Origin of the sequence: Methylobacterium pseudosasicola, assembly GCF_900114535.1 — a bacterium.
GTDB lineage: Bacteria > Pseudomonadota > Alphaproteobacteria > Rhizobiales > Beijerinckiaceae > Methylobacterium > Methylobacterium pseudosasicola.
This window is the reverse complement of record NZ_FOTK01000005.1, coordinates 38,846-65,373: the sequence shown is the minus strand read 5'-3', so window position 1 is coordinate 65,373 and position 26,528 is coordinate 38,846. Positions and strand designations below refer to the sequence as shown.

Below are 26,528 nucleotides of genomic sequence, written 5' to 3'. Positions count from 1 at the left end.
ACGCTTACCGTTTGCCGGTCAACCGTTAAATCGAGACGACGTGATAGATGCCCGCGGCCCGGAGCGCGTCGTTGGCGGCCGGGCCGATCAGCCCGCGCTTGCCCGTGACCAGGGCCGCGGCCACCGCCCCCGCCTGGCCGCCCTCGGCCTGCGCGATCCGGCGGGTCAGCGCGTTGCGGGCCTCGTCCAGCAGGGCGGCGAGCTGCAGGCGCAGTGGCGGCGGTGCGGGCGGTTCCCGGACCGTGATCGCGCCGAGCAGCGAGCCCACTGCGCCGATCCCCTGGAAATAGGCATCCCGGGCGAAGTCGTAGCCCCCGGGCCGTGCCGCCTCGGGGGGGGGCAGCAGCCGCGCCGTAGCGGCGATGAAATCCCCGGGTCGGAGGGGCGGCGCCTTCCGGAACGAGACCCGCACCCGGAGCGGCCTCGCCGCGGGGTCGAGCCCGGCGAAGCTCTCCACCCGGATCACCAGGCGGGCGCCGACCTCGCGCTCGTCCAGCGCCTCGATCATCCCGGTGAGCGGCCCGATCGTGGTGCGGGCCAGGATCGGGGCCGCCACCTGCGCGACCCGCCAGGTCGCCGCCGCGAAGCCAAGGAAGCCGGCCGCCAGCGCCAGGGCGACGGCCAGGGCGGCCGGCCGCGCCCCAAGGACGGGCACCGGCGCAAGCGCCAGCGCAGCGCCGACGAGGGGCGCGGCGAGCCAGGCCGTCCCGTCCGCGCCCGCGAAGAACACCAGGATCCCGGCGCCGAACGCCACCGCCAGCCAGGGGAACAGCCGGCGCTGCTCCGCCTCCCGGGCGAGGCCTTCGGCGAACCAGGTGCCCAAGTCCGGCATCAAGGCGGCGCGCGGGCTGGCCAGCGCCACCGCGCCGCCTGCCAGCCTCGCGCCGATCCGCCGCATCCGCCCCGCCCCGAACCGGACGACTCAAGCCCCGGCGCGGGATTCTTAACGCACCCATCGGCCCGTGCTACAGCGAGCGCTTCGTGCTACGGGCGCCATTCCGTGCGACGGGCCCTGTCCTCGACCCCTTCGCTACCCCTTCGCCCTCCGCCCCCGAACATATCGGCCCGATGTCCTCAGCCGTCGTCACGCGCTTCGCCCCTTCGCCCACCGGCTACCTCCATATCGGCGGTGCCCGGACGGCGTTGTTCAATTGGCTCTATGCCCGCCATACCGGCGGCAAGATGCTGCTGCGCATCGAGGATACCGACCGGGAACGCTCGACCAAGGGTGCGATCGACGCGATCCTCGACGGCCTGTCCTGGCTCGGCCTCGACTGGGACGGGGACGTGGTCTTCCAGTTCGCCCGGGCCGAGCGCCACCGCGCCGTCGCCGAGGAACTGCTGGCGGCCGGCCGCGCCTATTACTGCTACGCCTCCGCCGAGGAACTCACGCAGATGCGCGAGACCGCCCGGGCCGAGGGCCGTGCCCCGCGCTACGATGGGCGCTGGCGCGACCGCGACCCGTCCGAGGCGCCCCCCGGGGCCAAGCCGGTGATCCGGCTGCGCGCGCCCACCGAGGGCGAGACCGTGGTCGAGGACGCCGTGCAGGGCCGGGTGACCTGGGCCAACCGCGATCTCGACGACCTCGTGCTGCTCCGGTCGGACGGCACGCCGACCTACATGCTCGCCGTCGTGGTCGACGACCATGACATGGGCGTCACCCAGATCATCCGGGGCGACGACCACCTCACCAACGCCGCCCGCCAGAGCCAGATCTTCTCCGCGCTCGGCTGGGACATCCCCCGGATGGCCCATATCCCGCTGATCCACGGCGCCGACGGGGCCAAGCTCTCGAAGCGCCACGGCGCGCTTGGGGTCGAGGCCTATCGCGATCTCGGCTACCTGCCGGCGGCGCTGCGCAACTATCTGGTGCGGCTGGGCTGGAGCCACGGTGACCAAGAGGTGTTCTCCACCGAGGAGATGATCGCGGCCTTCGACCTCGGCTCGGTGGGGCGCTCGGCGGCGCGGTTCGACTTCGCCAAGCTCGCCAACCTCAACGGCCTCTACATCCGCGGCAGCGCTGATGCCGATCTCGTCGCGGCGATCGAGACGATCCTGCCGAGCGTCGGCCCGGAGCGCGGCCTCGCGGCGCCGCTCCAGCCCGACCTCAAGGCCAAGCTGACCCAGGCCATGCCGGGCCTGAAGGAGCGGGCCAAGACGCTGATCGAGCTCCTCGACAGCGCCTATTACCTCACGGCCCAGCGCCCCCTGATGCTCGACGACAAGGCCCGGGCGCTCCTGTCCGACGAGGGCCGGGCGCGGCTCGCCGGCGTGCTGCCGGCGCTGGAAGCCCTGCCCGACTGGAGCGCGGCGGCGACCGAAGGCGCCGTGCGCCAGTATGCCGAAACCGCAGGCTGCAAACTCGGGCAGGTCGCCCAACCGCTGCGCGCTGCGCTCACCGGGCGGACCACCTCCCCGCCCCTGTTCGACGTGATGGCGGTGCTCGGCCGGGACGAGACCCTGGCACGCCTCGGCGATCAGGCCGCCTGACGCATCGTCCCGAAAGGTGGTTGCCGGCTTTCGGAAAAAGACGATGCGCAATGCAGAGACCGACAGGACCGTCCTGGATGAAATCCAGGACGGTCCTGTCGCGCTGACGGCACGGGCGGGAACCGCGGCCCCCGGCCCGGATTTCGCTTGACGGGATTTCGCTTGGCGATGGGGTCGGGTTGTCACCGACCCCGTTGCTGCTGCACTGCCGTTTGGGTAACCCATGCGCGTGAGCACCCGCAACATGACGCGGCGTGCTCCGGCCCCGGGGTCGCCTCGGGCAGCCCGAGGCCGGCATCCGCCACGTCGCCAGAGAAGGGTCCACGTTCCATGAGCGCATCCAGCACCATCACCGTGGACGGCAAGGAGATCGAACTGCCGGTCAAATCCGGCACGATCGGCCCGGACGTCATCGATATCGGCAAGCTCTACGCCAAGACCGGCGCTTTCACCTTCGACCCGGGCTTCACCTCGACGGCCTCCTGCGAATCGAAGATCACCTACATCGACGGCGACGAGGGCGTGCTGCTCTATCGCGGCTACCCGATCGAGCAGCTCGCCGAGAAGGGCGACTTCCTCGAGACCTGCTACCTGATGCTGTTCGGCGCCCTGCCGACCGAGGCTCAGAAGGCCGATTTCGACTACCGGGTCACGCGCCACACCATGGTGCACGACCAGATGAACCGGTTCTTCACCGGCTTCCGCCGCGATGCCCACCCGATGGCCGTGATGGTCGCCTCGGTCGGCGCGCTCTCGGCCTTCTACCATGACTCGACCGACATCACGGACGAGAGCCAGCGGATGATCGCGTCGATCCGCATGATCGCCAAGATGCCGACGCTGGCGGCGATGGCCTACAAGTATTCCATCGGCCAGCCCTTCGTGTATCCGAAGAACGACCTCGATTACACCTCGAACTTCCTGCGGATGTGTTACGCGGTGCCGTGCGAGGAGTACGAGGTCAACCCGGTCTTCGCCAAGGCGCTCGACAAGATCTTCATCCTGCACGCCGACCACGAGCAGAACGCCTCGACCTCCACCGTGCGGCTCGCCGGCTCCTCGGGCGCCAACCCGTTCGCCTGCATCGCGGCCGGCATCGCCTGCCTGTGGGGCCCGGCCCATGGCGGCGCCAACGAGGCCGCGCTGAAGATGCTGATGGAGATCGGCACGCCCGAGAACGTCGGCAAATACGTCGCCAAGGCCAAGGACAAGAACGACCCGTTCCGCCTGATGGGTTTCGGCCACCGGGTCTACAAGAACTACGACCCGCGCGCGCGGATCATGCAGAGCACCACGCATCAGGTGCTCAAGGAGCTCGGCAAGACCGAGGACCCGCTGCTCCACGTCGCCATGGAACTGGAGCAGATCGCCCTCAAGGACGAGTATTTCATCGAGAAGAAGCTCTACCCGAACATCGATTTCTACTCGGGCATCACCCTGAAGGCGATGGGCTTCCCCACCGACATGTTCACCGTGCTGTTCGCTGTGGCGCGCACGGTCGGCTGGATCGCGCAATGGGCCGAGATGATCGAGGACCCGATGCAGAAGATCGGCCGTCCGCGCCAGCTCTATGTCGGTCCGGCGCAGCGCGACTACGTGCCGGTGGACCAGCGCGGCTGAGCCGGGCCATCGAACCCGACGCGATCCCGGGGGCGGCCGAAGGGCCGCCCCTCTCGTTTTCGACGGCCGGGCCGGCCGTCACGCTCCGTCTCCCCTGCCGGCCGCCCTACGATTGGGCGTCGCTGCGCGCCTTCCTGGCAAAGCGGGCGATTGTTGGAGTCGAATCGGCCGAAGCCGGCGACCGGACTTATGCGCGCACGGTCGCCATCGGCGGCCGGCCCGGCATCGTGGCGGTCGCATTCGCCGATGACGCGCTGCACGCAACGCTCCACGGCCTCCCTCCGAGCTCTGAAGGAGAGATCACCGCGCGCCTGCGCCGCTTGTTGGATTGCGACGCCGACCCAGGGGAGATCGCCGCCTGCCTGTCCCGGGACCCTGCCCTGGCCGGGCTGGTGGCGGCCCGGCCCGGATTGCGCCTGCCGGGCGCCTGGGACCCGTTCGAGACCGGCTGCCGGGCGATTTTGGGCCAGCAGGTCACGGTCTCGGCGGCGATCCGGCTCGCCGCAAAACTGGTCGCGGCGTTCGGGACGCCCCTGGCCGAGCCGGCCGGCACCCTGACCCACGTCTTCCCGACGCCAGCTCAATTGGTCGAGGTCGACGTGGCGCTGGCGCTGAACATGCCCCGGTCTCGCGGCGCGGCGATCCGGGCTCTGGCGGCGGCGGCGCTGGCCGATCCCGACCTATTCGCCCCGGCCGGGACCCTGGAGGACGCGGTGCTGCGCTTCACAGCGATCCGCGGGATCGGACCGTGGACCGCGCAATACATCGCCATGCGAGCGCTCAAGCTGCCGGACGCTCTGCCGGTGGGCGATGTCGGGCTGCTGCGCGCCCTCGAAACCGGCACCGGCCGCCCGAGCCCGGCCGCGCTTCTCGCCCGGGCCGAGGCCTGGCGGCCGTTCCGGGCTTACGCGGCCCAGCATCTCTGGGCCGCGGACGAAGCAGCCGTGAAGGGGCGGTGAGGCGAGCGGGGGGCTTCCTTTTCCCCATAGTCAAGCCGGGTTAACGTTAGGGCCGGCCGGGGGGCTTGGTTGATGTCGGAACTGGATGATGAAGCGCGCGACAAGCTTGTCGCGAACGAGCGCATCAAGTTCACAGGTACCTACGCCAATGGTCTCGCCGTGGCGATCTTCGCCGTGGGTGGTTTCGCGCCCTTCATCTCGACCGCTCTATCGGATCGTCCTTACTTCACGCCCGTACTCATCGCGATGGCGGTTTGCTGGATCATGAGCGGCGTCATACATTGGGTTGTGAGGCACGCCTTGCGGAACCTTCGCCCATGACGACAGCTCAGTTCCTCCTCTTGCTCGCTGTCCCGATCGGAGGGGGCGTGCTGGCCCTTGGCGCGCTCTGGCTCGATCAGCGTTCGCACTGAGACAGGGTTTGTCCCAGTTGCGCCCTCATCGCTGAGGTGCCCGAGCGTAGCGGAGGCCTCAAAGGAGGCCTCCAGCCAGCCGTGCGATCCCTAGAGTCCTCCTTCGAGGCTGCTGCGCAGCACCTCAGCGATGCGGGGCGGGGCGGGTTGGAAGCCCGTCACGATCTCGCTTCGCTCAGCGCCCGAACCGCTCGAATTTCGGGAAGCTGCGCGCCATCATCAGGCCGACCTCGCCGCGATGGCCGAGCCACTTCTCCAGCACCGAGGCGTTGGCGAGCCGCCCCTCCGGTGAGCCGTCCTGCCAGGGCAGGCCGTCCGACAGCTTGAAGACATGCGCGTCGGTGAGGCCGCCGCTGCGGCAGCGCTGGAGCCGGACGCCCTTGCCGCGGGAGAGTTCGGCCACCTCCGAGATCGGGAAGATCAAGAGCAGCTTCTCGGTGTTCACCACCGCCACGTGATCGCCGTCGGCGGGGACGAGAACCACGGCGGTCGCGTCCCCGTCCAGGCCAAGCACGCCCTTGCCCTTGCGGGTGTTGGCGACCAGCGCGTCGGAGGGCGCCACGAAGCCGCGCCCATCCGAGCCGGCGATGAGCAGCTTGGTCTCCGGCCTGTAGGGCAGCGCCGCCACCACCTCGGTGCCGTCGTCGAGATCGACCATCAGCCGCACCGGATCGCCGAAGCCGCGGCCGCCCGGCAGCTTCGACGCCTCGATGGTGAAAACCTTGCCGTTCGAGGCGAGCAGCAGGATCTTTTGGGTGGTCTCGCTTGGGAAGGCGATCTTCAGCCCGTCGTCGCCCTTGAAGGCGACGCCCGACAGGTCGGAGACGTGGCCCTTCAGCGCCCGGATCCAGCCCTTGGTCGAGACGATTACGGTGATCGGCTCGCGCTCGACCAGGGCGGCGGTGAAGTCGATGCCGCCGACATCGGGCGGGCTCGCCAGCGTCGTCCGGCGCTTGCCGAGCTTGGTCTCGGGCCCGAACGTCTTCTTCACCGCGCGGATCTGCGCCTGGATCGCCTTCCACTGCGCCGGCTCGGAAGCGAGCAGCGCGTCGATCTCGGCCTTCTCGGCGGTGAGGGCGTCGAGTTCCCGCTTCAGCTCCATCTCCTCCAGCTTGCGTAAGGAGCGCAGGCGGGTGTCGAGGATCGCGTTGGCCTGGACCTCGGTGAGCTCGAACCGGGCCATCAGGGCCGGCTTCGGCTCGTCCTCCTCGCGGATGATGCGGATCACCTCGTCGAGGTCGAGATAGACGATCAGCAGGCCGCCCAGGATCTCCAGCCGGCGGTCGATCTGCCCGAGGCGGTAGCGGGAGCGGCGCTGCAGCACCACCCGGCGGTGGTCGACCCATTCCCGCAGGCACTCGGTGAGCCCGATCACCTTCGGCACGAGGCCGCCGACCAGGACGTTGAGGTTGAGCGGGATGCGGGCTTCGAGTTCCGTAAGCCGGAACAGCGATTCCATCAGGATCACGGGATCGACCGTGCGCGAGCGCGGCTCCAGCACCACGCGCACGTCCTCGGCCGATTCGTCGCGCACGTCGGCGAGCAGCGGCAGCTTCTTCTCTTGCAGGAGCTCGGCCATCTTCTCGATCAGCCGCCCCTTCGGGATGCCGTAGGGGATCTCGGTGACGATGATGTTCCAGGTGCCGCGGCCGAGATCCTCCTTGTGCCAGCGGGCGCGGACCCGGAAGGCGCCGCGGCCGGTCCGGTAGGCTTCCGTGATGGACTCGGCCGAATCGACCAGGATGCCGCCGGTGGGGAAATCCGGCCCCTGGACGAAACTGTTGAGCTGGGCCGAGGTCGCCCCCGGGTGGTTGATCAGGTAGAGCGCGGCGTCGCAGAGCTCGGCCGCGTTGTGCGGCGGGATCGAGGTCGCCATGCCGACCGCGATGCCCTGGCTGCCGTTGGCGAGCAGGTTCGGGAAGGCGGCCGGCAGCACCACCGGCTCCTCCTTCTCACCGTTGTAGGAGGGGCGGAAATCGACCGTGTCCTCGTCGATCCCGTCCAGCAGCAGCCGGGCGACCTCGGTGAGGCGGGCCTCGGTGTAGCGGTAGGCGGCCGGGCCATCGCCGTCGATGTTGCCGAAATTGCCCTGCCCGTCGACCAGCGGATAGCGCTGCGCGAAATCCTGGGAGAGCCGCACCAGAGCGTCGTAGATCGCCTGGTCGCCGTGCGGGTGGAAATCGCCCATCACGTCGCCGACGATCTTGGCGCATTTCTTATGCGCGGTGTTCGGGTCGAGGCGCAGCAGCCGCATCCCGTACAGGATGCGCCGGTGGACCGGCTTCAGTCCGTCGCGGGCATCCGGCAGCGCCCGGTGCATGATCGTGGAGAGCGCATAGGCGAGGTAGCGCTCCTCCAGCGCGTATTTCAGCTCGACGCTCTCGATCCCGTCGCCGGACGGCGGCTCGAAGGGCTGGCCCATGACGGCTCCTTAACGTTTCAACTTTGGTGCCGAATCACAATCCGTCATTCCGGGGCCGCGAAGCGGAGCCCGGAATCCAGACGCGCTGCCAGAGCCCGATCTGGCGGACAACGCCGTGATTCCCCCGGTCAGCATGGCGGTTCTGGATTCCGGGCTCGCCTGCGGCGCCCCGGAATGACAGTCCGTGAGGCAAGAACACAGCACGAACATTACTCGGCCTCACGACCGAGCGCAACGAATCGCGCGCGCTCCTCCGGCGCGGCGAGGCCGCGCGGACCCCAGACGTGCCGGTCGAGGAAGTACCCCGTCAAGGTAAACCCTTGCGCAACGCCGTCCGGCCCGGGCGGTCCGCCCGCGTGCAGGAAGGTGGGTAGGGCAAGGAGCTTATCGCGAAAAGGCTCTCCGGCGGAGGCGCTGACCGCCCGGCCGCTCTTGGGCGAGACGTAGGCGAGAGCGTCGTTGCCCCCGGTGGCCGCGCAGGCGGTGAGATCGAGGCCGAAGCCCAGTTCCGACAGGATCTCCAGCTCGAACCGCACCATCAGCGGCGGCGCCACGGCCGGGTCGTCGAGATGCGCGATCAGGATGCCCGCCGCCTCGTAGAGGGCCGGATGCGGATCGCGCTCGGGCAGGAGCCGCAGCAGGGCCGCCATGTGGCCGAGCCCGTAGAGGGCGATCCCCGAGCCGATCATCCGCGAGACCTGGGATTCGAGCGGCTCCACCGTGTAGGCGCCCAGCCCCTCGTCGAGCCGCGCCCGCCAGGTCAGCCGGACCCGGTTGCCGGGCTGGAGCACCGGCTGCATCCGGCGTGAGCGCCCGCCATGCACGAGGCCGAGATGGCGCCCGTGTGCCTCGGTCATCGCCTCCAGGATGACGCCGCTCTCCCCGTGCCGGCGCAGGCCCAGCACCAGCGCGTCGTCGGTCCATTGCATCAAAGTCTTATCACCGGCGGAAGGGCGCCGATCGCGCCACCGGCGATCCAGCTCGAATCCCCTCATATAAGGGCTCCGGTGCCGCGCCGCCGCCTTTGCGCGCCCGGTGGGTGACGATAGCTTGGCCGTGAAGGAATCACCCGCATGCGCCGCGTCGCTCCGGTCCTCGTTCTGGCCCTCACCCTCACCGGTGCGCTGGCCGCTTCCAAGACGGCGAAGCCCGCTGCCGTGGAGGCGCCCTCCCCGGCCCTGAAGCAGCGGATCGCGGCTTTGGCCCTCAAGCAGGTCGATTTCGGATCGGTCTCGCTGCTGCCGGTGCGGTTCGAGGGCAGCCGGCTGGCTGGGCCGATCGAGGATGGCGGCCGGACGCTCTACTGCGTGTCGAGCCGGATGAGCGGCCGGACCTTCGGCAAGCCCGAGCGGCCCAAGGCGGTGATGCGCTACGCCGCCGACCGGCTGGAGGTGATCGACGACGACGAGGTTTGCACCGGCCATCGCAGCCAGCCGTTCCCGGAACTGGACGCCCTTGGCAACGCCCGCTGAGGCTGGCGCGTTGACCGCTATGCCCTCTCTGCCCGCGCGCCGTCTCGACCTCAGCCTCGATCTGATCGCCCGCGCCCATGCCACCCCCGTCCCGGACGACCCGAGCGCCCTCGGCATGCTGAGCGACGCGGAGCTGCGTCCCGGCCTTGAGGCGATCACCGCCGGTCGGGAGGGGCACGACATCTGGGTCTTCGCCTACGGCTCGCTGATGTGGCGGCCGGAATTCCCGGTGGCCGAGAGCCGGATCGGGACCGTGCGCGGCTTCCACCGCCGGTTCTGCCTGCTCCAGCGCCGGTTCCGCGGTACGCCGGAGCGGCCGGGCTTCGTCCTGGCGCTCGATCGCGGCGGCCTGTGCCGGGGCGTGGTGTTCCGGCTACCCGGGATGGAGATCCGCGAGGCGCTGATGCCGGTCTGGCGGCGCGAGATGCGGGGGCGCGGCTACGTCGCCCGCTGGCTGCCGGTGGCCACCGAGGCCGGCACCGTCTCGGCGCTGACCTTCCTGGCCAACCGCGCCAACGAGCGCTACGCCGGCCGCCTCTCGGATGCCGAGATCGCGGAAAAAATCGCCGCCGCCTGCGGGCATGCCGGCCCGAGCGCCGAGTACCTGTTCCGGACCGTCGAGGCCTGCGAGCGGCTCGGCATCCGCGACCGGCATCTCTGGAACCTCCAGGGGCTGGTGGCCGCCCGGCTCAGGGCCTGCGTGCCGGGCACGTGAGGCTCACGCCCAGGCGCGCTTCATCGCGATGACGACACGGCCGCCCGCCTGCTCCGTATCCGGGTTGCGCGGCTCGCGGATGCCGGGCGCGCGCCCGGTGGTGACGTAGACCACGAGGGTGAGGGCGAGGAGGATCTTGATGCGCATCGCGACGCTCAGGGTTGAGCGAGCGTGCATAGGATCGATCGGTTTTTACGGAGTTGCTGCCGGGCTCACAGGTTGTGGTTGTGGGTACTTCCGTCGAGCGTGGTGAACGAATGGTTGCGGCCGCGCCGCGATCGTGCGGAGCCTTATCCCGACAGGCGGTTCCCGGCTTTCCGAAAAGAGGATGCAAAACCAAAGATCTAGCCCATCGCGCCGGTTCCGGTATCCGGCGCGATGGGCTATGCCGCCGGCCCGGGTTTCCCACAGGCGGAGGACAGGATGCGGCAGCGGATCGGCGTGGCCCTGGCGATTCTGGTGGTTGCGGTCGCCGTGCTTGCCGCCGGGCCCTGGCCCCATGGTTTCCGGCTGTCCGATCTCCTGACCGGGGGTACGCCGGTCCTGCCGGACGGCTCGCGGCCGGCGGCGGGATCCACGGACCTCGCCGGTAACGCCACCCTCGGCGCGGGCCAGCACCCGGCGACCCTGCGGCTCGCCTGCGACCCGGCCGGATCCGGCCTGTCGGCGGTGCTGACGGTGCCGCGCTTCAAGGATTTCGCGGAGGGTTTCGACGTCTCCGGCCTACAGGGCGCCGGAAACGCGGCGCCGCTCACCGGCATCCTGGTCTCGAACGCCGCCGGCGTCCGATCCGTACGGATGGCGGCGCAGGTTGCGGAAGCCCGCGATCCCGACAAGACCATCAGCCTGATGGTGGCCGGCGCCCGCCGGGGCGAGGACCCGTTGCGCGGCGTCGCGCTCGCGCTCGCGCAGGCCGGCACGCGGCTCACCTGGACGCAGGCAAGCCCGCGCGACGGGGATCAGACCCTGACGGCGAGCTTTTCAGTCTCGGACAGTGATGCGGCAGCGTTGAAGAAAGCCCTTGGAAGCTGCCTCGCCGCGCCGCCGCTGTAGGCGTTGTATGGCAATTCGGCGCCGCCCGAGGCGGCGCCGGATCCGATGGGCTCAGCGCCCCTTCTTGTAGAGCTTGCTGGCGATCTCGAAAATCTCTTCCGGCGCGTAGTCCGGCGCGAAGGCGCCGTAATTGCCGTCGAGTTCCGGGATCTTGCCGCCCTCGGGCGCACCGTCGATCACTTCGAGATTGCCCGGCGGGTCGCCCGGCAGCGCGACCTCGTCGTTCGACCAGACGCCGGCGGCTTCCTTGTAATCTTCCGGGCTGAACGTGTAGAGGCGCCGGTGCTTGCCCTCGGCGAGGTACTTGTCACACTCGGGTACCCGCGACAGGTCGATGTTCGGGGTCGGCAGCATCTTCTCGATCTCGACGCCGGTCAGCTTCTTCAGGGCCAGCGCGTAGGCGTGGGCATGCAGCGAGCCACGCACCAGCAGGTAGGCGCAGACTTCGCGGCCGGTCGGCTCGATCATGGTCTCGTAGACCCGCAGCTTGTGGATGCGCGCGCCGCATTCCAGGTGGAAGTTGTGCAGCAGGTCGATGATCAGATTGCCGGTGGTCGTGACCATGTCCATGTTCCAGGACGCGGCGTTGGAATTCATCGGCATCGCGCCGCCGCCATTGGCGAGGAAGCTGCCGGCGAGGCGCACATCCTGCATCTCGGCGAAGGGCGCCTTTGAGATGTCGACGTCCTTGGCCGGGTTGCCGGGACCGTTGTTCAGCATCGAGATGCCGGTCGAAACCAGCTCGACGTGGCCGATCTCTTCGGCGAAGATGCTGGAGACGAGGCTGTAGAACGGCCGAAGCTTGGTCTTGTTACGGAAATTGAAGCTCTGGAACATGTAGTTCCCGAGGGTCGACATCTCGCCGTACTTACCACCGAGCAGTTCCTGCAGGGCGGCGGCTGCGTTGGGCTCGGGCTTCTTCGGCTCCGGCAGCTCCGTGAGCAGGCGGTCGATCTTCATGAACATGCGGGCAGCTCCGTTTGCGCGAGGTGCGCAGGAGTCCTACGGGTGAGGCGCCCACATGTTCCTGCCTGCGACCGTGCTTCGTCCGGTGCTGGGCGGGGAATCTTTTACTCCCAAAGCGTGTTAGGGCGGAAAAAAATCTTGCGTGCGCCGCGGCATCGGGAGACGAAGGTCTCTGCCTTGGTCCAGCCCGGCGGACCCGCCTCAGACGTTCGCCTGCATCCCCTCCACAGCGCGGATCCGCGGCACGGCGAAATCGGTGAAGGCGCGCACCGCCGGGCGCATGTGGCGCACCGACGGGTAGACCAGATAGGCCTCGGTCGAGCGCACCTCGTAGTCCGGGAGCACGCGCACGAGCCGGCCCGCTGCCAGGTGGTCGGCGATCAGCAGGTGCTGCACCGGCCCCATCACCCGTCCCGCCAGCAGGGTTGCGACCAGAACCTCGGCGCTGTTGGTCCGGAGCACCGGCTGCACCGGGACGGTCACGGTCTCGCGGCCCCGATGCAGGATCAGGGCGCTGCGGGCATCGACCGCTGCCCGGGTCGCCACGAGATCGCAGACGGCGAGCTGCTCGGGCGTCTCGATACCGCCAGCCCGCGCCAGATAGGCGGGGGCGGCGACCAGAATGCGCCGCACCCACCCGAGCCGGCGGACCACGAGGTCCTGCCCCTCCGGCCGGCCGTAGCGGAGCGCGAGGTCGTAATCCTCGTGCACGAGGTCGATCACCCGATCCTCCAGCACCAGATCGACCGTCACCCGCGGATGCTCCGCCTGGAACGCCGTCACGATCGGATGCAGGTGCTTCACACCGATGCAGGAGGGTGCGTGTAGGCGCAGGCGGCCCTCCACTGAACCGCCTTCAGTCCGGGCATCTTCGAGCGCCGCGTCGATCGCCGCGAGCGCCGGCTGGCTCGCTTCATAGAGCCGCTGGCCCTGCGGGGTCGGCCGCACCAGCCGGGCGGAGCGCTCCAGCAGGCGGGTGCCGACATGGGCCTCCAGGTTGCGCAGGTGCTTGCTCACCGCCGGCTGCGACACGCCGAGATCCCGCGCCGCCGCGCTCAGCGAGCTGCGCTCGACGGTGCGGAGGAAGGCGCGCAGGGCGAGGGCGAGATCCATGGATGCCATCCGGTTATGGGTCCGATCACCCCATAGCCGCTGGACGGGGCAACAGCGTGGCGGTTTTCTCGATCCGCACCCATTCGCGAGATCGCCGCCCCATGACCCTCACCCGCCGGACCCTGCTCGCAGGCATGCCCCTTCTGCTCGCCGGTTGCGTCACCCGCGAGACGGCGCCGGTGGCGGATCTGCGCCCGCCGGTCGATCCCTCATTTGTCGCGATGTACGCCGCCCTCCCCGGCGAGCCCTTCCCGGTGCCGGCGGTGGACCTGACGGGGATCGACCCGCGCTTCCTGCGCCGGGAGGTCGATTACGCCACGGCCGAACCGCCCGGCACGATCGTGATCGATCCGGGCGCCCGGTTCGCCTACCTCGTGCGGGAGAAGGGACGGGCGATCCGTTACGGCGTCGGTGTCGGCCGGGAGGAGGCGTTCAACTTCCAGGGGCCGGCCACCATCGCCCGCAAGGCCGAATGGCCGCGCTGGACGCCGACGCCCGCGATGATCAAGCGCGAGCCCGAGCGCTACGGGCCGGTCGCCGGCGGCCTGCCGGGCGGTGCCGGCAACCCCCTCGGGCCCCGGGCGCTCTACCTCTACCGGGACGGCCGGGACACGCTCTACCGGCTGCACGGCACCACGGAGCCGCAGACCATCGGCACGATGGTGTCGTCAGGCTGCGTTCGCTTCCTGAACCAAGACATCATCGACCTGTACGGTCGCGTGCCGGTGGGGACGCGGGCCGTGGTGCTGGCGGCAGCCGGTTCGGAGGCGAGCTAGCTCACCTCCACCTGCACCACCCCCGGCACCGTCCGGAGCTGGCCGGCGAGCTGGGGCGAGGCCTGGAACTTGCCCGGCAGCCGGATCTCGACCTCGCGGCCGCCGCCGTCGAGCTTGAGGATCAGCGAGACCTCGCTCTCCCCCCGCATCGACAGCCGTTGCTGCACCGGCGCGACCCCGCGCGGGTCGCTCAGATGGATGCGGATGCCCTTCTGGTGGCGGGCGACCGCGTGGTCGAGGGGTTCCGCCGTGAGGATCCGGGCGCGCACGTCCTCGCCCTCCAGGTTCGCCTGGAGCTGGAGCACCAGGGGCCGGCCCGGTTCGAGGATGTCCCGGTACTGGCCCAAGCCCTCGGAGAAGATGATCGCCTCGAAATGGGCGGTCCGGTCCGACAGGGTGACGATGCCCATCTTGTTGCCGGTCTTGGTGCGCCGCTCCGCCCGATCGAGCACCGAGGCGGCGACCCGGCCGACGCTGCTGGTCCCGGCCCGCACCGAGCGGCAGAAATCGGCCCAGCTCTGCACCCGCAGCTTGTCCAGCAGGTCGCCGTACTCGTCGAGCGGGTGGCCCGAGACGAAGAAGCCGATCGCCGTGTATTCGCGCTTGAGGGTGTCGGCCATCGGCCAGACCTCGTGCGGCGGGATCCGCAGGGACACGTCGTCCGCGACCACGCCGCCGAACATGTCCTTGATGTCGCCAGCCGAACTCGCACCTTCCTGCGCGAGCTTCATCATCGGCTCGACCGCCGCGAAGGCCCGGGCCCGGTCGGGCTCGATGCAGTCGAGGGCGCCGGCCTGGACCAGACTCTCCAGGGTGCGCTTGTTGATCATCCGCGGGTTGAGCCGGCGGGCCAGGCAGGCGAGGTCCTTGAACGGGCGGTCGCCCCGCGCCTCGACCAGCGCCCGCACCGCCTCCCGGCCGACGCCCTTGATGGCGGCGAGCGCGTAAAAAATCTTGCCGTCACGCACCTCGAACACCTCGCCGGAGGTGTTGATCGAGGGCGGCTCGACCGTGATCTTGAGGCGCTGCGCGTCCTGGCGGAATTCGGCGAGCTTGTCGGTGTTGTCGATGTCGAGCGTCATGGCGGCCGCCAGGAACTCGACCGGGTAGTTCGCCTTGAGGTAGCCGGTCTGGTAGGTCAGCAGGGCGTAGGCGGCCGCGTGGCTCTTGTTGAAGCCGTAATCGGCGAACTTGGCGAGCAGGTCGAAGATCTCGTTGGCCTTGGCCTTGGTCAGCCCGCGCTCGGTGCACCCTTTGAGGAACCGGTCCCGCTGGGCGTCCATCTCGGCGCGGATCTTCTTGCCCATGGCGCGCCGGAGCATGTCGGCCTCGCCGAGCGAGTAGCCAGCCAGGACCTTGGCGATCTCCATCACCTGTTCCTGGTAGACGATGATGCCAAAAGTCTCCTTCAGCATCGGCTCCAGCTTGGGATCCGGGTACCAGGACGCCTCGTTGCCGGCGTCGCGGCCGAGCTTGCGCTCGCAATAGACCGGGATGTTCGCCATCGGGCCCGGCCGGTAGAGGGCGACCAGCGCGATGATGTCCTCGAACCGGTCGGCCTGCATCTCGCAGAGCGCCTTGCGCATGCCGGCGGATTCCACCTGGAACACCCCGACCGTCTCGCCCCGGCCCATCGGTAGGTAGGTATTTTTGTCGTCCAGCGGGAGTGAGGCCAGATCGATGTCGATGCCGCGTTTCTGCAGGAGATCGGTGCAGCACCGCAGCATGGTGAGCGTCTTGAGTCCCAAAAAATCGAACTTCACGAGGCCGGCCTGCTCGACCCACTTCATGTTGAACTGGGTCACCCGCATCCCGGTCTTCGGGTCTCGGTAGAGCGGGACCAGCTCCTCGAGGGGCCGGTCGCCGATCACCACGCCGGCGGCGTGGGTCGAGGCGTGGCGGTGCAGGCCTTCGAGCTTCTTGGCGATGTCGATGAGCCGGGCGACGATCGGCTCCTCCTCCATGGCCTGCTGGAGCTTGGGCTCGCCCTCGATCGCCTGGGCCAGCGTCACCGGGTTGGCCGGGTTCTGCGGCACGAGCTTGGTCAGCTTGTCGACCTGCCCGTAGGGCATCTCCAGCACGCGGCCGACATCGCGCAGCACGCCACGGGCCAGAAGCGTACCGAAGGTGATGATCTGCCCGACCTGCCGCTCGCCGTAGCGCTGCTGGACGTAGCGGATCACGCGCTCGCGGCCCTCGACGCAGAAGTCGATGTCGAAATCCGGCATCGAGACGCGCTCGGGGTTGAGGAAGCGCTCGAACAGCAGGCCGAAGCGCAGCGGGTCGAGATCGGTGATCAGCAGCGACCACGCCACCAGCGAGCCGGCACCGGAGCCGCGGCCCGGGCCCACCGGAATGTCGTGGTCCTTGGCCCACTTGATGAAGTCGGAGACGATCAGGAAGTAGCCCGGGAACTTCATCTTGACGATGACGTCGAGCTCGAAGGCGAGACGCTTGCGGTAATCGTCCTCCGAGAAGCCCGGCGCGGTGCCGTGCTGCTTCAGCCGCAGCTCCAGCCCGGCCTCGGCCTGCCGGCGCAGCTCGGTCGGCTCGTCGGCGGTCACCGCCTGCACGGGCGCGTCGGCGGCCTGCGCCAGGGCCTCGGCCATGGGCGGGGTCTCGCCCGCCGCCACCGAGCCGAAATTCGGCAGGATCGGCTTGCGGGTCCGCGCCCGCACGGCGCAGCGCATGGCGATCTCGACCGTGGCCTGGAGGGCGTCCGGCAGGTCGTGGAACAGCTCGGCCATCTCGGTCCGGGTCTTGAAGGCGTGGCGCGGGGTGACCCGGCGCCGGCGCTCGTCCGAGACCAGCCGCCCGTCCGCAATCGCGAGCAGCGCGTCGTGGGCGTCGTAATCGTCGGGCTTGGCGAAGAACGGCTCGTTGGTCGCCGCGATGCCGAGGCCGTGACGGCCGGCGAGGTCGAGGAGCGCCGTCTCGATCCGACCTTCCTCGGGCGTGCCGTGGCGCTGGATCTCGATATAGAGCCGGTCCTCGCCGAAGGCCGCCTTGAGCTGCTTCAGGCGGCTCAGCGCCAGTTCGGGCCGCCCGGCCCGGAACGCGGCGTCGAGGGGACCGGACAGGCCGCCGGTCAGCGCGATCAGCCCCGCCCCGGCCTCGGCCAGGGCGGCGGCCTCGACCCGGGGCGCCTCGCCGAGCGCGGTGTCGAAATAGGCGCGGCTCGCGAGCCGCAGCAGGTTGGCGTAGCCGGTCTCGTCCTGGGCGAGCAGCACGACTCCGTGGCTTGTCGGGGCATTGCGCTGGTGCGGGTCGGCGGCCTCGAACGCCACGGAAAGCTGCACGCCGGCGATCGGCTGGATGCCTTCCCCGGCTGCCTTCTCGGAAAACTCCAGCGCGCCGAACAGGTTGTTGGTGTCTGTAAGCGCCAGCGCCGGCTGCCGGTCCGCCACCGCGGCCTTGACCAGGGAGCCGACCTTCAGCGCGCCTTCCAGAAGGGAATAGGACGAATGAACGTGGAGGTGGACGAATCCGACCTCCTTGAGCTGGCGTGGCATGGCCGACCTTGATCCGGGGTCACCCAACATCCCCGCTCGGCCTTGCCAAGTCGACGTATGGCGACGCCGAACCTGACGATATCCACCGGTCGTGCTCCCGGCGCACCAGTTCGGCCGGCCTCTGTGGACAATCGGCATCGCAGGGCCGATCGCCTGTGCATAAGCCGTTTCGGGCGGGAACCCGGCGCCGAAACGCAAAGCCCGGCTAACGGACCGGTGCCAACGCTATCGCCCAGGCGCCGACCGCCGCGAACAGCATCCCGAACGCCATGAACTCGACCATCCCGGTCAGGACCAACCGCTTCAGCATCGCCGTGCCTCCCGTGTTCGTCCCCCATTATGTTCATGTTTTGTTCTGATGGAAGAGGCCTGGGCAAGACGGCGCCCGCGGCTTCGGATCATGGTAAACAAATAGTGGCTTGATACAGGTCGAGCGGGCTGGCATGCCTGCCATTACAGGGGGAACGTTCGTTATTTGACCGGTGGGGTCAAAGGAGCAGGCTATTCCCGCGCAGGACATTGGGGGACGGATCGAGGTCGCTCTCGTGGCCGTCGGGACCCACGGCGACGTGCTACCGTTCATCGCGCTGGGCCATAGGCTTCGAGGCAGGGGGCACGGCGTCACGCTGGCCGCCCCGGCTCCCTTCGAGGCCATGGCGCGCCGCGCCGGCCTCGCCTTCCAGCCTCTCGGCACGGCCGCCGAGTACGAGGCCGTGATCGCCCGGCCTGAACTCTGGCATCCGCGCTGGGGCTTCCGCCCGATGTTCGATTTCGCCCTGCGGGTGGCCGAGACGACCTGCCTCTGGCTCGGGGCGACGCGGGCGCGCGGAGTCGAGCAGATCGTGATCGCCTCGCCGCTCGCCTGGGGCGCCCGGCTGGCTCAGGAGCTCTACGACCTCCCGTCCGCGACGTTGCACGTGATGCCGTTCCTGATCGAGAGCCGGTCCGATCCGCCCCGGCTGCCCGGGCTGCCGCTGCCGCGGATCCTCCCGGCTGCCCTGCGCGCCTGGCTCAACCAGGGCGCCGACACGGTGGCGGTCGGCCCGTTCACCCTGCCGCCCCTCAACGCCCTGCGGGCGCGCCTGGGCCTCGATCCGATCACCCGGCTGCGGCACTGGTGGAACAGCCCGACCCGCATGCTGCTGATGTTCCCGGACTGGTACGCCGCGCCCCAGGCGGACTGGCCGGCCCAGGCGGTACAGCTCGGCTTCCCGCTGGTGGACCGGTTCGGCGACGTGCCGGCGATGCCGCCGGAGCTGGCAGCTTTCCTGGCCGCAGGCGACGCGCCGCTCGTGTTCACCTACGGCTCGGCGATGCGCCAGGGCGCCGCCTTCTTCGAGACCGCCTTGGCGGTCTGCCGCCGGATGGGCCGGCGCGGCGTCCTGCTCGCGCCCCAGGACGGTCAGATCCCGAAGCCGCTGCCGCCCGGGATCATCCACCTGCCCTACGCGCCCTTGAGCGCGCTGCTGCCGCGCAGCGCCGCCCTGATCCACCATGGCGGCGTCGGCACCGTGGCGCAGGCCCTGGCGGCGGGCATCCCGCAGCTCGTCGTCCCGGTGGCGTTCGACCATTTCGACGAGGGGCGGCGCCTCAAGGACCGGACGCTCGGCGCCACCGTGAGCCGCCGCGCCTTCCGCCCGGCCCGAGCCACCCGGGTCCTGAACCGGCTGCTGACCGATCCGGCGGTGGCGCGCGCCTGCGCTGAGGCCAGGGCGCGCATGGCCGGGAGCCCGGACGCGATCCTCGCGGCCTGCGATTGGGTCGAGGACTTGGCGACTCGCAGATCTGCGCGGCCAAGGTCGGAGAACGACGTCGCCGCGCGCTGGCAAGAGGCCGGGCCCGAGAGGGTCCCGCGAAAACGGCCGGCCTAGGCTCGCGGTTCTTACGGCGAAGAAAATCCCGCTTAGTCGAGCGGCGTGATCAGCCCGTCGCGGATCGTCACCCGGCGGTCCATGCGGGCGGCGAGATCCAGGTTGTGGGTGGCGATCAGGGCGGCGAGGCCCGAGGCGCGCACCAGCGACATCAGCACCGAGAAGACGTGGCCGGCGGTGCCGGGGTCGAGATTGCCGGTGGGCTCGTCGGCCAGCAGCAGACGCGGGCCGTTGGCCACCGCCCGGGCGATGGCGACGCGCTGCTGCTCGCCCCCCGACAGCTCGGCCGGGCGATGCGGCAGGCGGTCCTTGAGGCCGAGGAAGCTCAGGAGCTCGGTGGCGCGGGCCTTGGCCTCCGCCCGGCCGAGGCCCCGGATCAGCTGCGGCATCACCACGTTCTCGAGCGCCGAGAACTCCGGCAGCAAATGGTGGAACTGGTAGACGAAGCCCATCTCCTCCCGGCGCAGGCGGGTGCGCTCGGTATCCGGCATAGCGGCGGTGGGCCGGCCGCCGATATAGACCTCGCCGCCATCCGGCCGCTCCAGCAGGCCGGCGAGGTGCAGGAGCGTCGACTTGCCGGCGCCCGAGGGCGCCACCAGGGCCACGAGTTCCCCGGGCCAGATCGCGAGGTCGGCCCCGCGCAGGATATCGAGGGCCCCTTCGGCCTGCGGGTAGCGCCGCTCGACGCGGGCGAAGAACAGGGCCGGCACCGGCGGGGTGCCGGCGGGCTGGCTTGCATCGCTCATGGGGTGCGGACCGTCAGCCGTAGCGCAGGGCCTGCACCGGATCGAGCCGGGCGGCACGCCAGGAGGGATAGAGCGTCGCCGCCAGTGACAGCAGCAGCGACGTGATCACCACGGCGGTGATCTCCTTCGGATTCATCTGGGCCGGGATCTCGGCGAGGAACCGCACGGTCGGGTCCCAGGCGCCGGGAAACAGCACATGCTGGATCGGCTTGATGTTCAGCGTGATCAGGATCCCGAGGCCGAGGCCGCTCAGGGTCCCGACCAGGCCGATCAGCGCGCCGTTGATCAGGAACACGCGCATGATCGTGCCCGGGGTCGCCCCCATGGTGCGCAGGATCGCGATGTCGCTCGACTTGTCGCGCACCAGCAGGATCAGGCCCGAGACGATGTTGAGCGTCGCCACCACGACGATCAGACTGAGGATCAGGAACATCACGTTGCGCTCGACCTCCAGCGCCCCGAAGAAGGTGCGGTTGCGCTGGCGCCAGTCGGTAAGCAGCACCGGGCGCTCGGCCGCCATTTCCAGGGGCTCGCGCATGTCGCCGACCTGATCGGGCTTGTCGACGTAGATCTCGATCATGCTGACGTCGCTCTCCCGGTTGAAGAACGCCTGTGCCTCGGTGAGTGGCATGAACACGAAGGTCTGGTCGAACTCGGTCATACCAACCTCGAACACCGCCTTGACCGCGTAACTCTTGGTGCGGGGCGCGGTGCCGAAGGGCGTCGACGAGCCCTTGGGCGTCACCAGGGTGATGTTGTCCCCGGCCTGAAGCCCCAGGGAATCGGCGAGCCGCCGGCCGATCAGCACGCCGGTGCCGTCGTCGAACCCTTCCAGGGTGCCGCCGCGGATCGCGCTGGAGACCGCGGCCAACGCGTCGAGATCGGCGGCGCGCACGCCGCGCACGATCACGCCAGAGCCGCCGAATTGCGACGAGGCGAAGGCCTGGCCTTCGACGAGGGGCACAGCGGCGCGCACGCCCGCCACCTTCGACAGGCGCTCCGACAGATCGACCCAGTCGTTGAACGGCCGGTCGATCGGCGTGGCGAAGAGATGCCCGTTGATGCCGACGATCTTGGAGAGCAACTCTGCGCGAAACCCGTTCATCACCGAGAGCACGATGATCAGGGTGGCGACGCCGAGCGCGATGCCGAGCACGGAGAAGAACGCGACCACCGAGACGCCGCCGCCCCGGCGGCGCGCCCGCAGGTAGCGGCCGGCGATGATCCATTCGAACGGCGCGAACGGGGCCGTCCCCTCGCGGAAGGAGGCCGCGAAGCGCCTCACCCGGTTGATCGCCGCTGCTCCCGGCATCGGATTAGCCCTAAGCACCATTCACCGCGCTGTCGCCGCTCCAGAAGCGGAAATGATGCATGAACACAGATCGAGGCAGAATTGCCTCCCGCAATCCTGACGAGAACCGGGCCCGATCACGTCGATCGGATCGGGCCTCCAATCCTCGCTGACGAAATCTTCGTTCTAGACGCGGCGAATGCGCGCCAGCAGGTCGACCGTGGCGAGGCTCTCTCGCTCGCCACCGGCGCGCCGCTTCAGCTCGACCTTGCCCTCGGCCAGGCCCTTTGGCCCGACGATCACCTGCCAGGGCAGGCCGATCAGGTCGGCGGTGGCGAATTTCGCGCCCGGGCGCTCGTCGCGGTCGTCGTACAGCACGGACAGGCCGGCGGCCTCGAGCTCCGACTGGATCTGCGCGCAGGCGGCGTCGGTGCCGGCATCGCCGACCTTGAGGTTGATCAGCGCCACGTCGAAGGGCGCGACCGAATCCGGCCAGATAATCCCGGCCTCGTCGTGGCTGGCCTCGACGATCGCGGCCACCAGCCGGCTCGGGCCGATGCCGTAGGAGCCCATATGGACCGGCCGCTCGATCCCGTCCGGACCGGTGACCTTGGCGCCCATCGGCTCGGAATACTTGGTGCCGAAATAGAAGATGTGCCCGACCTCGATGCCGCGGGCGCTCAGGCGGTTCTCCTCCGGCACCTCGGCGAAGGCCTCCGGCTCGTGGATCTCGTCGGTGGCGGCGTAATGCGAGGTCCAGGCGTCGACGATGCCCTGGAGCGCGGCCACGTCGTCAAAATCGACGGTCTCGGGCGGGGTGTCGAAATCGAGATAGGCCCGGTCGCAGAACACCTCGCTCTCGCCGGTCTTGGCCAGGATGATGAACTCGTGGGACAGGTCGCCGCCGATCGGGCCGGTATCGGCGCGCATCGGGATCGCCTTGAGGCCGAGCCCCGCGAAAGTGCGCAGGTAGGCCACGAACATCCGGTTATAGGCGTGGCGCGCTCCGGCTTGGTCGAAGTCGAACGAGTAGGCGTCCTTCATCAGGAACTCGCGCGAGCGCATCGTGCCGAAGCGCGGCCGCACCTCGTCCCGAAACTTCCACGAGATCTGGTAGAGGTTCTTCGGCAGGTCCTTGTAGGAGCGCACGCTCGCGCGGAAAATCTCCGTGACCATCTCCTCGGCGGTGGGGCCGTAGAGCATCTCGCGGTCGTGCCGGTCCTTCAGGCGCAGCATCTCCTTGCCGTAGGCGTCGTAGCGCCCAGATTCCCGCCACAGCTCGGCCGATTGCACGGTCGGCATCAGGATCTCGATGGCGCCGGAGCGGGCCTGCTCCCGGCGGATCACCGCGCAGACGCGCTCCAGCACCCGAAGGCCGAGCGGCAGCCAAGCGTAGATCCCGGCCGCCTCCTGACGCACCAGGCCGGCGCGCAGCATCAGGCGGTGGGAGACGATCTCGGCTTCCTTGGGCGTCTCGCGCAAGGTCGGCATGAAGTAGCGGGAGAGACGCATGTTTTGGAAGCTTGTCTTTGAGGTTTCGGCCTGGATCCGACCGTGAGGAACCGCGGCACGCGGGCACACAACACGCGGGAGACGCAAAATACAAGCGCTGCCGGATGACGGCGGGGTGTAATCGCGCCCCGGGCGCCCGCGCCGGTGCCGCGTGGGCCCCGCCGACCGGGCCGGATGCCGCAATCGGAATCGATCTGCCCATTTGCCGGCAAGAAAGCGCAGATTTTTCTCACAGACCCGGTGACAACACGAATTGTTGTTCCTATAAGCGGCTCGTGATGTTTGCGACGCCCGCAAGAGGCGGCGCAGGGTCCGAGTCTCGGGAGGAAAACCGACCGCCACGCAGGCAATGCGTAGGACAATCAAAGGTCGAGCCACTGCAGCTTGAAAAGCAAGGCCTCGGGCCTTGCTTTTTTTGTTGTTGGACATCCTTCGCGGCGGCACCGCCGATCCTTCGGCCGCCCCTTCGACCAGCCCTCGGGCGCTGAATCGGGCCTGTTCGGGCTTATCGACGGCCCCCTCGCCTCTCGATCAGAGCCGATTGCAGGCCTGCGGCAATCAGCTTGCTGTGGAGAGCGGTGAAAGCGCGGACAAGTCGATGGTTTGTCGACTATTCGACTTTGCCGGCCCAAGCCATTAACCGGCAAGGCCTTTTCGCGGCGCATGGTGGGGCATGGACCTTACCGGGTGAGCCCGCCATGCACTTCGAGATCCGTCAGGCCGAGAGTCTCTGGTCCTGGGTCCTGCTCAACGAGGCCGACGAGACCGTCGCCGAGTCGCACCGGACCTTCCCCTCGGCCGCGCAGGCCTCGGCGGCCGCCCTGGCCTTCGCCCATCTCGTATCCCGGGCCGGCAAGTCGCTGACGGTGCGCTCGCCCTCCTCTGGGATGCTGCTGTAGGGCTCCGTCGTCTGCCCTTACAACCCGGTCAGCGGAAACACCGCCAGCGCCACCAGGAAGGCGGCGCCGGCGACGAGCGTCGTCCAGATCGCCTTCTCGCGCAGGCGCGGCGAGGCCGGGGCGCCCGGATCCTGTCCGGGGACCACGTGGCTCGGCCGGGTCTCGGGCTGGTTGCGCAGGGGCAGGACGGCGAAGAGCAGGGTCCACCACACCACGAAGTAGAGGGCGATCGCCCCGCCGATCGTCAGCTTGAACTGGCTGACCCCCACCGCCACGAAGGCAGCCACCAGCACGATCACGACGAGCAGGGTCGCCGGGGTCGAGCGGGCCAGCGCGGTCATGATCCGGCTCACACCTGCTCCAACTCGACCAGGGTGCCGAGAAAGTCCTTGGGGTGCAGGAACAGCACCGGCTTGCCGTGGGCGCCGATGCGCGGCTCGCCGGTGCCGAGCACTCGCGCGCCCTGCGCCTTCAGCCGGTCGCGGGCGGCCAGGATGTCGTCGACCTCGTAGCAGACGTGGTGGATGCCCCCGCCCGGGTTGCGGGCCACGAACGCCTCGATCGGCGAGCCTTCGCCCAACGGCGCCATCAGCTCGATCTTGCTGTTCGGCAATTCGACGAACACCACCGTGACCCCATGCTCGGGCTGCGGCAGCGGCGGGGTGAGCGTCGCGCCCAGCGTGTCGCGATACACCGCGCAGGCGGCGTCGAGATCCTGCACGGCGATGGCCACGTGATTGAGCCGCCCAATCATTTTTTGATTCCTCCCACCATCGAAGCCCTCTTTCCGAGAGCGTCTTGTTCGGACCGCGGCTCAGCCACTGCGAGCTGACGCCACGTGCCCCCTCTCCCGTGCGGGAGAGGGTCGGGGTGAGGGATCCGCCCTATCCGGAAGATCCTGTCCCCTCACCCTGTCCCTCTCCCGATCGGGAGAGAGGACCTGCGCAGCGTCCGGCTGTCGTCAGACAAGCCGGTGCATCTCCGCGCCCAAGACACTAGAGCGCCGTAGGGTCGGCAACCAGTGTCACACCTCGACGACCTGCACGTGGCAGGCGGGCTTCTTGCCCCAGACCTCGTTGACGGCGGTGCGCACGGCCCGGTCGACGGTCTTCTCGACCCCTTCCGAGTCCTTGAGCTTGCCCCGCGACATCCCCGACAGGGTGCGCGAGACGGCATCCACCACCGTCTCGATCAGCGGCTCGCCGGAGCGGCCGCGGTTGGGCAGGCCGATGATGTCCACCGCCGGATCGCCCAGCACGACGCCGTCCTCGTCGATGGCGATCGCCACCGAGACGAGACCGGCCTGCATCAGCTTGCGGCGCTCCGGGATCGCCCGGTCCTTCTCGTCGATCAGGACGTTGCCGTCCTTGTACAGGCGGCCGGCCTTCACGTGGTCGATCACCTCCGGCTTGCCGGGGCTGAGGCGGACGAGGCTGCCGTTGCGGGCCTTCACCACGTTCTGCACGCCCTGGGCCCGGGCGAAGCGGGCATGCTCGTCGAGGTGCAGCGCCTCGCCGTGGACCGGGATCGCGGTGCCCGGACGGGTCCACTTGTACATCTCGACCATCTCGTCCCGCCGGGGATGGCCGGAGACGTGGACCAGCTCGGTCCGGTCGGTGATCACCTCGACGCCCTGCGTGACCAAGTCGTTGATGATCGAGCCGACATCGCGCTCGTTGCCGGGGATCGCCCGGGAGGAGAAGATCACCCGGTCGCCGGCGGCCAGGCTGATATCCGGGTGGTCCCGGCGGGAGACCCGGGCCAGAGCCGCCCGCGGCTCACCCTGCGAGCCGGTGAGCAGGGCCACGACCCGCTCGCGGGGCAGGTTCTTCCAGGAATCCGACCGGCGGAACTCGGGCAGGCCGTCGAGGTAGCCGCACTCGCGCGCCACGTCGATCACCCGGTCCATGGCCCGGCCGACCGCCACGACCTCGCGCCCGCAGGCGACGGCGGCTTCAGCCACCGCGCGGATGCGGGCGACGTTCGACGCGAAGGTTGTGACCGCGACCCGGTGGGGCGAATCCGCGATCAGGGTCTTGAGGGTGGCCGCGACTTCCTTCTCGCTTGGGGAGAAGCCCTCGCGGACCACGTTGGTGGAGTCGCAGACCAGCGCCAGGATGCCCTCGTCGCCGAGCGCCGTGAACGCCTCCGGGGAGGTGACGTCGCCGGCCACGGGGGTCGGGTCGATCTTCCAGTCACCGGTATGGACCACGAGGCCCGCGGCGGTGCGGATCGCGATGGCGTTCGATTCGGGGATCGAGTGCGAGACTGGCACGTATTCCAGCTCGAACGGGCCGACGGTCACGCGCCGGCCGGGCTTCACCTCGCGCAGGTCGACCTTCGGGGCGCCGGGCTCGGACAGCCGGCGGGTCTCCAGCAGGTTCTTGGCGAAGCGGGTCGCGTAGACCGGCACCTTGAGGCGCGGCCACAGCTCCGAGATCGCCCCGATATGGTCCTCGTGCGCGTGGGTGATGAAGATCCCCAGCAGGTCCTTGCGCTTCTCCTCGATGAAGGAGAGGTCGGGGAACATCAGGTCGATCCCCGGCATCTGCTCCTCGCCGGCGAAGCCCATGCCGCAATCGACCATGACCCACTTCCGGCCCTTCTCCGGACCGAACCCGTACAGGGCCGCATTCATCCCGATCTCGCCCACGCCGCCGAGCGGCAGGAAGACCAGCTCCTCCTGTCCCATCACCAT

Annotated in this window: 22 protein-coding genes and 1 pseudogene; 10 read left to right on the top strand and 13 right to left on the bottom strand. The window is 69.4% G+C overall.

From position 1 onward, the window contains the following. Positions 1-28 precede the first annotated feature (28 nt). Positions 29-898: pseudogene (locus BM228_RS06840) on the bottom strand (DUF4131 domain-containing protein); the annotation flags it as partial. Between the two features lie 170 nt (positions 899-1,068). Here BM228_RS06840 and gltX point away from each other — a divergent pair. From gltX to BM228_RS06820, 4 genes are all read left to right on the top strand, one after another. Then, positions 1,069-2,490: a glutamate--tRNA ligase gene (gene gltX / locus BM228_RS06835; RefSeq protein WP_092038419.1), complete on the top strand. Its 1,422-nt coding sequence runs from the start codon at positions 1,069-1,071 to the stop codon at positions 2,488-2,490. A 330-nt stretch (positions 2,491-2,820) separates the two neighbouring features. Further along, positions 2,821-4,110 (top strand): citrate synthase, encoded by a 1,290-nt coding sequence (gene gltA / locus BM228_RS06830; RefSeq protein WP_092038418.1) that lies wholly within the window; start codon positions 2,821-2,823, stop codon positions 4,108-4,110. A gap of 23 nt (positions 4,111-4,133) precedes the next feature. Next, positions 4,134-5,069 carry a DNA-3-methyladenine glycosylase family protein gene (locus BM228_RS06825; RefSeq protein ID WP_092038709.1) on the top strand — a complete coding sequence of 312 codons (936 nt, stop codon included), beginning with the start codon at positions 4,134-4,136 and terminating at the stop codon, positions 5,067-5,069. A gap of 72 nt (positions 5,070-5,141) precedes the next feature. After that, a complete protein-coding gene (locus tag BM228_RS06820; protein ID WP_092038416.1) occupies positions 5,142-5,390 on the top strand; it encodes an amino acid transporter protein in 249 nt (82 codons plus the stop codon). 267 nt (positions 5,391-5,657) lie between these two features. On the opposite strand, the gene parC is transcribed toward BM228_RS06820, so the two are convergent. Both parC and recO read right to left on the bottom strand, forming a co-directional pair. After that, on the bottom strand, positions 5,658-7,904 hold the full coding sequence (gene parC / locus BM228_RS06815; RefSeq protein WP_092038414.1) for a DNA topoisomerase IV subunit A: 2,247 nt from the start codon (positions 7,902-7,904) through the stop codon (positions 5,658-5,660). Positions 7,905-8,113: 209 nt separating this feature from the next. After that, the gene (gene recO, locus BM228_RS06810; protein ID WP_092038412.1) at positions 8,114-8,833 is read right to left on the bottom strand and encodes a DNA repair protein RecO; all 720 of its coding nucleotides are present in this window, start codon (positions 8,831-8,833) and stop codon (positions 8,114-8,116) included. A 144-nt stretch (positions 8,834-8,977) separates the two neighbouring features. Here recO and BM228_RS06805 point away from each other — a divergent pair, with 144 nt between their 5' ends. Both BM228_RS06805 and BM228_RS06800 read left to right on the top strand, forming a co-directional pair. Beyond that, on the top strand, positions 8,978-9,376 hold the full coding sequence (locus BM228_RS06805) for a hypothetical protein (RefSeq protein ID WP_092038410.1): 399 nt from the start codon (positions 8,978-8,980) through the stop codon (positions 9,374-9,376). A 19-nt stretch (positions 9,377-9,395) separates the two neighbouring features. Beyond that, positions 9,396-10,091, top strand: a complete 696-nt coding sequence (locus BM228_RS06800) for a gamma-glutamylcyclotransferase (protein ID WP_208611994.1) — start codon at positions 9,396-9,398, stop codon at positions 10,089-10,091. Between the two features lie 3 nt (positions 10,092-10,094). Here BM228_RS06800 and BM228_RS34560 read toward each other — a convergent pair whose 3' ends face one another. Continuing rightward, positions 10,095-10,238, bottom strand: coding sequence for a hypothetical protein (locus BM228_RS34560; protein WP_007560701.1), 144 nt, complete (start codon positions 10,236-10,238; stop codon positions 10,095-10,097). A 276-nt stretch (positions 10,239-10,514) separates the two neighbouring features. Here BM228_RS34560 and BM228_RS06795 point away from each other — a divergent pair, with 276 nt between their 5' ends. Further along, positions 10,515-11,144 (top strand): hypothetical protein, encoded by a 630-nt coding sequence (locus tag BM228_RS06795; protein WP_092038705.1) that lies wholly within the window; start codon positions 10,515-10,517, stop codon positions 11,142-11,144. 51 nt (positions 11,145-11,195) lie between these two features. Here BM228_RS06795 and BM228_RS06790 read toward each other — a convergent pair whose 3' ends face one another. Together BM228_RS06790 and BM228_RS06785 are read right to left on the bottom strand one after the other, a co-directional pair. After that, entirely contained in the window at positions 11,196-12,110 is a 915-nt protein-coding gene (locus BM228_RS06790; protein ID WP_092038408.1) for a manganese catalase family protein, read from the bottom strand. Between the two features lie 201 nt (positions 12,111-12,311). Continuing rightward, positions 12,312-13,223: a LysR family transcriptional regulator gene (locus tag BM228_RS06785; RefSeq protein ID WP_092038406.1), complete on the bottom strand. Its 912-nt coding sequence runs from the start codon at positions 13,221-13,223 to the stop codon at positions 12,312-12,314. 101 nt (positions 13,224-13,324) lie between these two features. On the opposite strand from BM228_RS06785, the gene BM228_RS06780 reads away from it, so the two are divergent. Next, positions 13,325-13,999, top strand: a complete 675-nt coding sequence (locus BM228_RS06780; protein ID WP_092038404.1) for a L,D-transpeptidase — start codon at positions 13,325-13,327, stop codon at positions 13,997-13,999. On the opposite strand, the gene dnaE is transcribed toward BM228_RS06780, so the two are convergent. Next, complete coding sequence (gene dnaE, locus BM228_RS06775) at positions 13,996-17,511, bottom strand: DNA polymerase III subunit alpha (protein WP_092038402.1); 3,516 nt, start codon at positions 17,509-17,511, stop codon at positions 13,996-13,998. The genes BM228_RS06780 and dnaE overlap by 4 nt on opposite strands. A 530-nt stretch (positions 17,512-18,041) precedes the next feature. Here dnaE and BM228_RS06770 point away from each other — a divergent pair. Next, complete coding sequence (locus tag BM228_RS06770) at positions 18,042-19,382, top strand: glycosyltransferase (RefSeq protein WP_425284921.1); 1,341 nt, start codon at positions 18,042-18,044, stop codon at positions 19,380-19,382. A 32-nt stretch (positions 19,383-19,414) separates the two neighbouring features. Here the strand turns inward: BM228_RS06770 and BM228_RS06765 are convergent, their stop codons facing one another. From BM228_RS06765 to proS, 3 genes are all read right to left on the bottom strand, one after another. Next, positions 19,415-20,128, bottom strand: a complete 714-nt coding sequence (locus BM228_RS06765; protein WP_092038400.1) for an ABC transporter ATP-binding protein — start codon at positions 20,126-20,128, stop codon at positions 19,415-19,417. Positions 20,129-20,141: 13 nt separating this feature from the next. Further along, on the bottom strand, positions 20,142-21,440 hold the full coding sequence (locus BM228_RS06760) for a lipoprotein-releasing ABC transporter permease subunit (protein WP_092038398.1): 1,299 nt from the start codon (positions 21,438-21,440) through the stop codon (positions 20,142-20,144). Between the two features lie 165 nt (positions 21,441-21,605). After that, entirely contained in the window at positions 21,606-22,931 is a 1,326-nt protein-coding gene (proS, locus tag BM228_RS06755; RefSeq protein ID WP_092038396.1) for a proline--tRNA ligase, read from the bottom strand. Positions 22,932-23,629: 698 nt separating this feature from the next. Between proS and BM228_RS06750 the strand changes: the two genes are divergently transcribed. Continuing rightward, positions 23,630-23,830, top strand: coding sequence for a hypothetical protein (locus BM228_RS06750; protein ID WP_092038394.1), 201 nt, complete (start codon positions 23,630-23,632; stop codon positions 23,828-23,830). A gap of 17 nt (positions 23,831-23,847) precedes the next feature. On the opposite strand, the gene BM228_RS06745 is transcribed toward BM228_RS06750, so the two are convergent. The 3 genes from BM228_RS06745 to BM228_RS06730 form a co-directional block, all read right to left on the bottom strand. After that, the gene (locus tag BM228_RS06745; protein WP_092038704.1) at positions 23,848-24,171 is read right to left on the bottom strand and encodes a DUF1467 family protein; all 324 of its coding nucleotides are present in this window, start codon (positions 24,169-24,171) and stop codon (positions 23,848-23,850) included. Positions 24,172-24,179: 8 nt separating this feature from the next. Continuing rightward, positions 24,180-24,584: a methylmalonyl-CoA epimerase gene (gene mce, locus BM228_RS06740; protein WP_007560728.1), complete on the bottom strand. Its 405-nt coding sequence runs from the start codon at positions 24,582-24,584 to the stop codon at positions 24,180-24,182. Between the two features lie 270 nt (positions 24,585-24,854). Next, the gene (locus BM228_RS06730) at positions 24,855-26,528 is read right to left on the bottom strand and encodes a ribonuclease J (RefSeq protein WP_092038391.1); all 1,674 of its coding nucleotides are present in this window, start codon (positions 26,526-26,528) and stop codon (positions 24,855-24,857) included.

What these genes read in the sequence shown, in the direction of transcription:
- BM228_RS06785 (WP_092038406.1), bottom strand. Translation starts at nt 13,223, where the DNA reads ATGGATCTCGCCCTCGCCCTGCGCGCCTTCCTCCGCACCGTCGAGCGC.
- BM228_RS06805 (WP_092038410.1), top strand. Translation starts at nt 8,978, where the DNA reads ATGCGCCGCGTCGCTCCGGTCCTCGTTCTGGCCCTCACCCTCACCGGT.
- gltA (WP_092038418.1), top strand. Translation starts at nt 2,821, where the DNA reads ATGAGCGCATCCAGCACCATCACCGTGGACGGCAAGGAGATCGAACTG.
- parC (WP_092038414.1), bottom strand. Translation starts at nt 7,904, where the DNA reads ATGGGCCAGCCCTTCGAGCCGCCGTCCGGCGACGGGATCGAGAGCGTC.
- mce (WP_007560728.1), bottom strand. Translation starts at nt 24,584, where the DNA reads ATGATTGGGCGGCTCAATCACGTGGCCATCGCCGTGCAGGATCTCGAC.
- BM228_RS06760 (WP_092038398.1), bottom strand. Translation starts at nt 21,440, where the DNA reads ATGCCGGGAGCAGCGGCGATCAACCGGGTGAGGCGCTTCGCGGCCTCC.
- BM228_RS34560 (WP_007560701.1), bottom strand. Translation starts at nt 10,238, where the DNA reads ATGCGCATCAAGATCCTCCTCGCCCTCACCCTCGTGGTCTACGTCACC.
- BM228_RS06790 (WP_092038408.1), bottom strand. Translation starts at nt 12,110, where the DNA reads ATGTTCATGAAGATCGACCGCCTGCTCACGGAGCTGCCGGAGCCGAAG.
- BM228_RS06795 (WP_092038705.1), top strand. Translation starts at nt 10,515, where the DNA reads ATGCGGCAGCGGATCGGCGTGGCCCTGGCGATTCTGGTGGTTGCGGTC.
- gltX (WP_092038419.1), top strand. Translation starts at nt 1,069, where the DNA reads ATGTCCTCAGCCGTCGTCACGCGCTTCGCCCCTTCGCCCACCGGCTAC.
- dnaE (WP_092038402.1), bottom strand. Translation starts at nt 17,511, where the DNA reads ATGCCACGCCAGCTCAAGGAGGTCGGATTCGTCCACCTCCACGTTCAT.
- BM228_RS06765 (WP_092038400.1), bottom strand. Translation starts at nt 20,128, where the DNA reads ATGAGCGATGCAAGCCAGCCCGCCGGCACCCCGCCGGTGCCGGCCCTG.
- BM228_RS06820 (WP_092038416.1), top strand. Translation starts at nt 5,142, where the DNA reads ATGTCGGAACTGGATGATGAAGCGCGCGACAAGCTTGTCGCGAACGAG.
- recO (WP_092038412.1), bottom strand. Translation starts at nt 8,833, where the DNA reads ATGCAATGGACCGACGACGCGCTGGTGCTGGGCCTGCGCCGGCACGGG.
- BM228_RS06780 (WP_092038404.1), top strand. Translation starts at nt 13,325, where the DNA reads ATGACCCTCACCCGCCGGACCCTGCTCGCAGGCATGCCCCTTCTGCTC.
- BM228_RS06750 (WP_092038394.1), top strand. Translation starts at nt 23,630, where the DNA reads ATGCACTTCGAGATCCGTCAGGCCGAGAGTCTCTGGTCCTGGGTCCTG.
- BM228_RS06745 (WP_092038704.1), bottom strand. Translation starts at nt 24,171, where the DNA reads ATGACCGCGCTGGCCCGCTCGACCCCGGCGACCCTGCTCGTCGTGATC.
- BM228_RS06800 (WP_208611994.1), top strand. Translation starts at nt 9,396, where the DNA reads ATGCCCTCTCTGCCCGCGCGCCGTCTCGACCTCAGCCTCGATCTGATC.
- BM228_RS06730 (WP_092038391.1), bottom strand. Translation starts at nt 26,528, where the DNA reads ATGGTGATGGGACAGGAGGAGCTGGTCTTCCTGCCGCTCGGCGGCGTG.
- proS (WP_092038396.1), bottom strand. Translation starts at nt 22,931, where the DNA reads ATGCGTCTCTCCCGCTACTTCATGCCGACCTTGCGCGAGACGCCCAAG.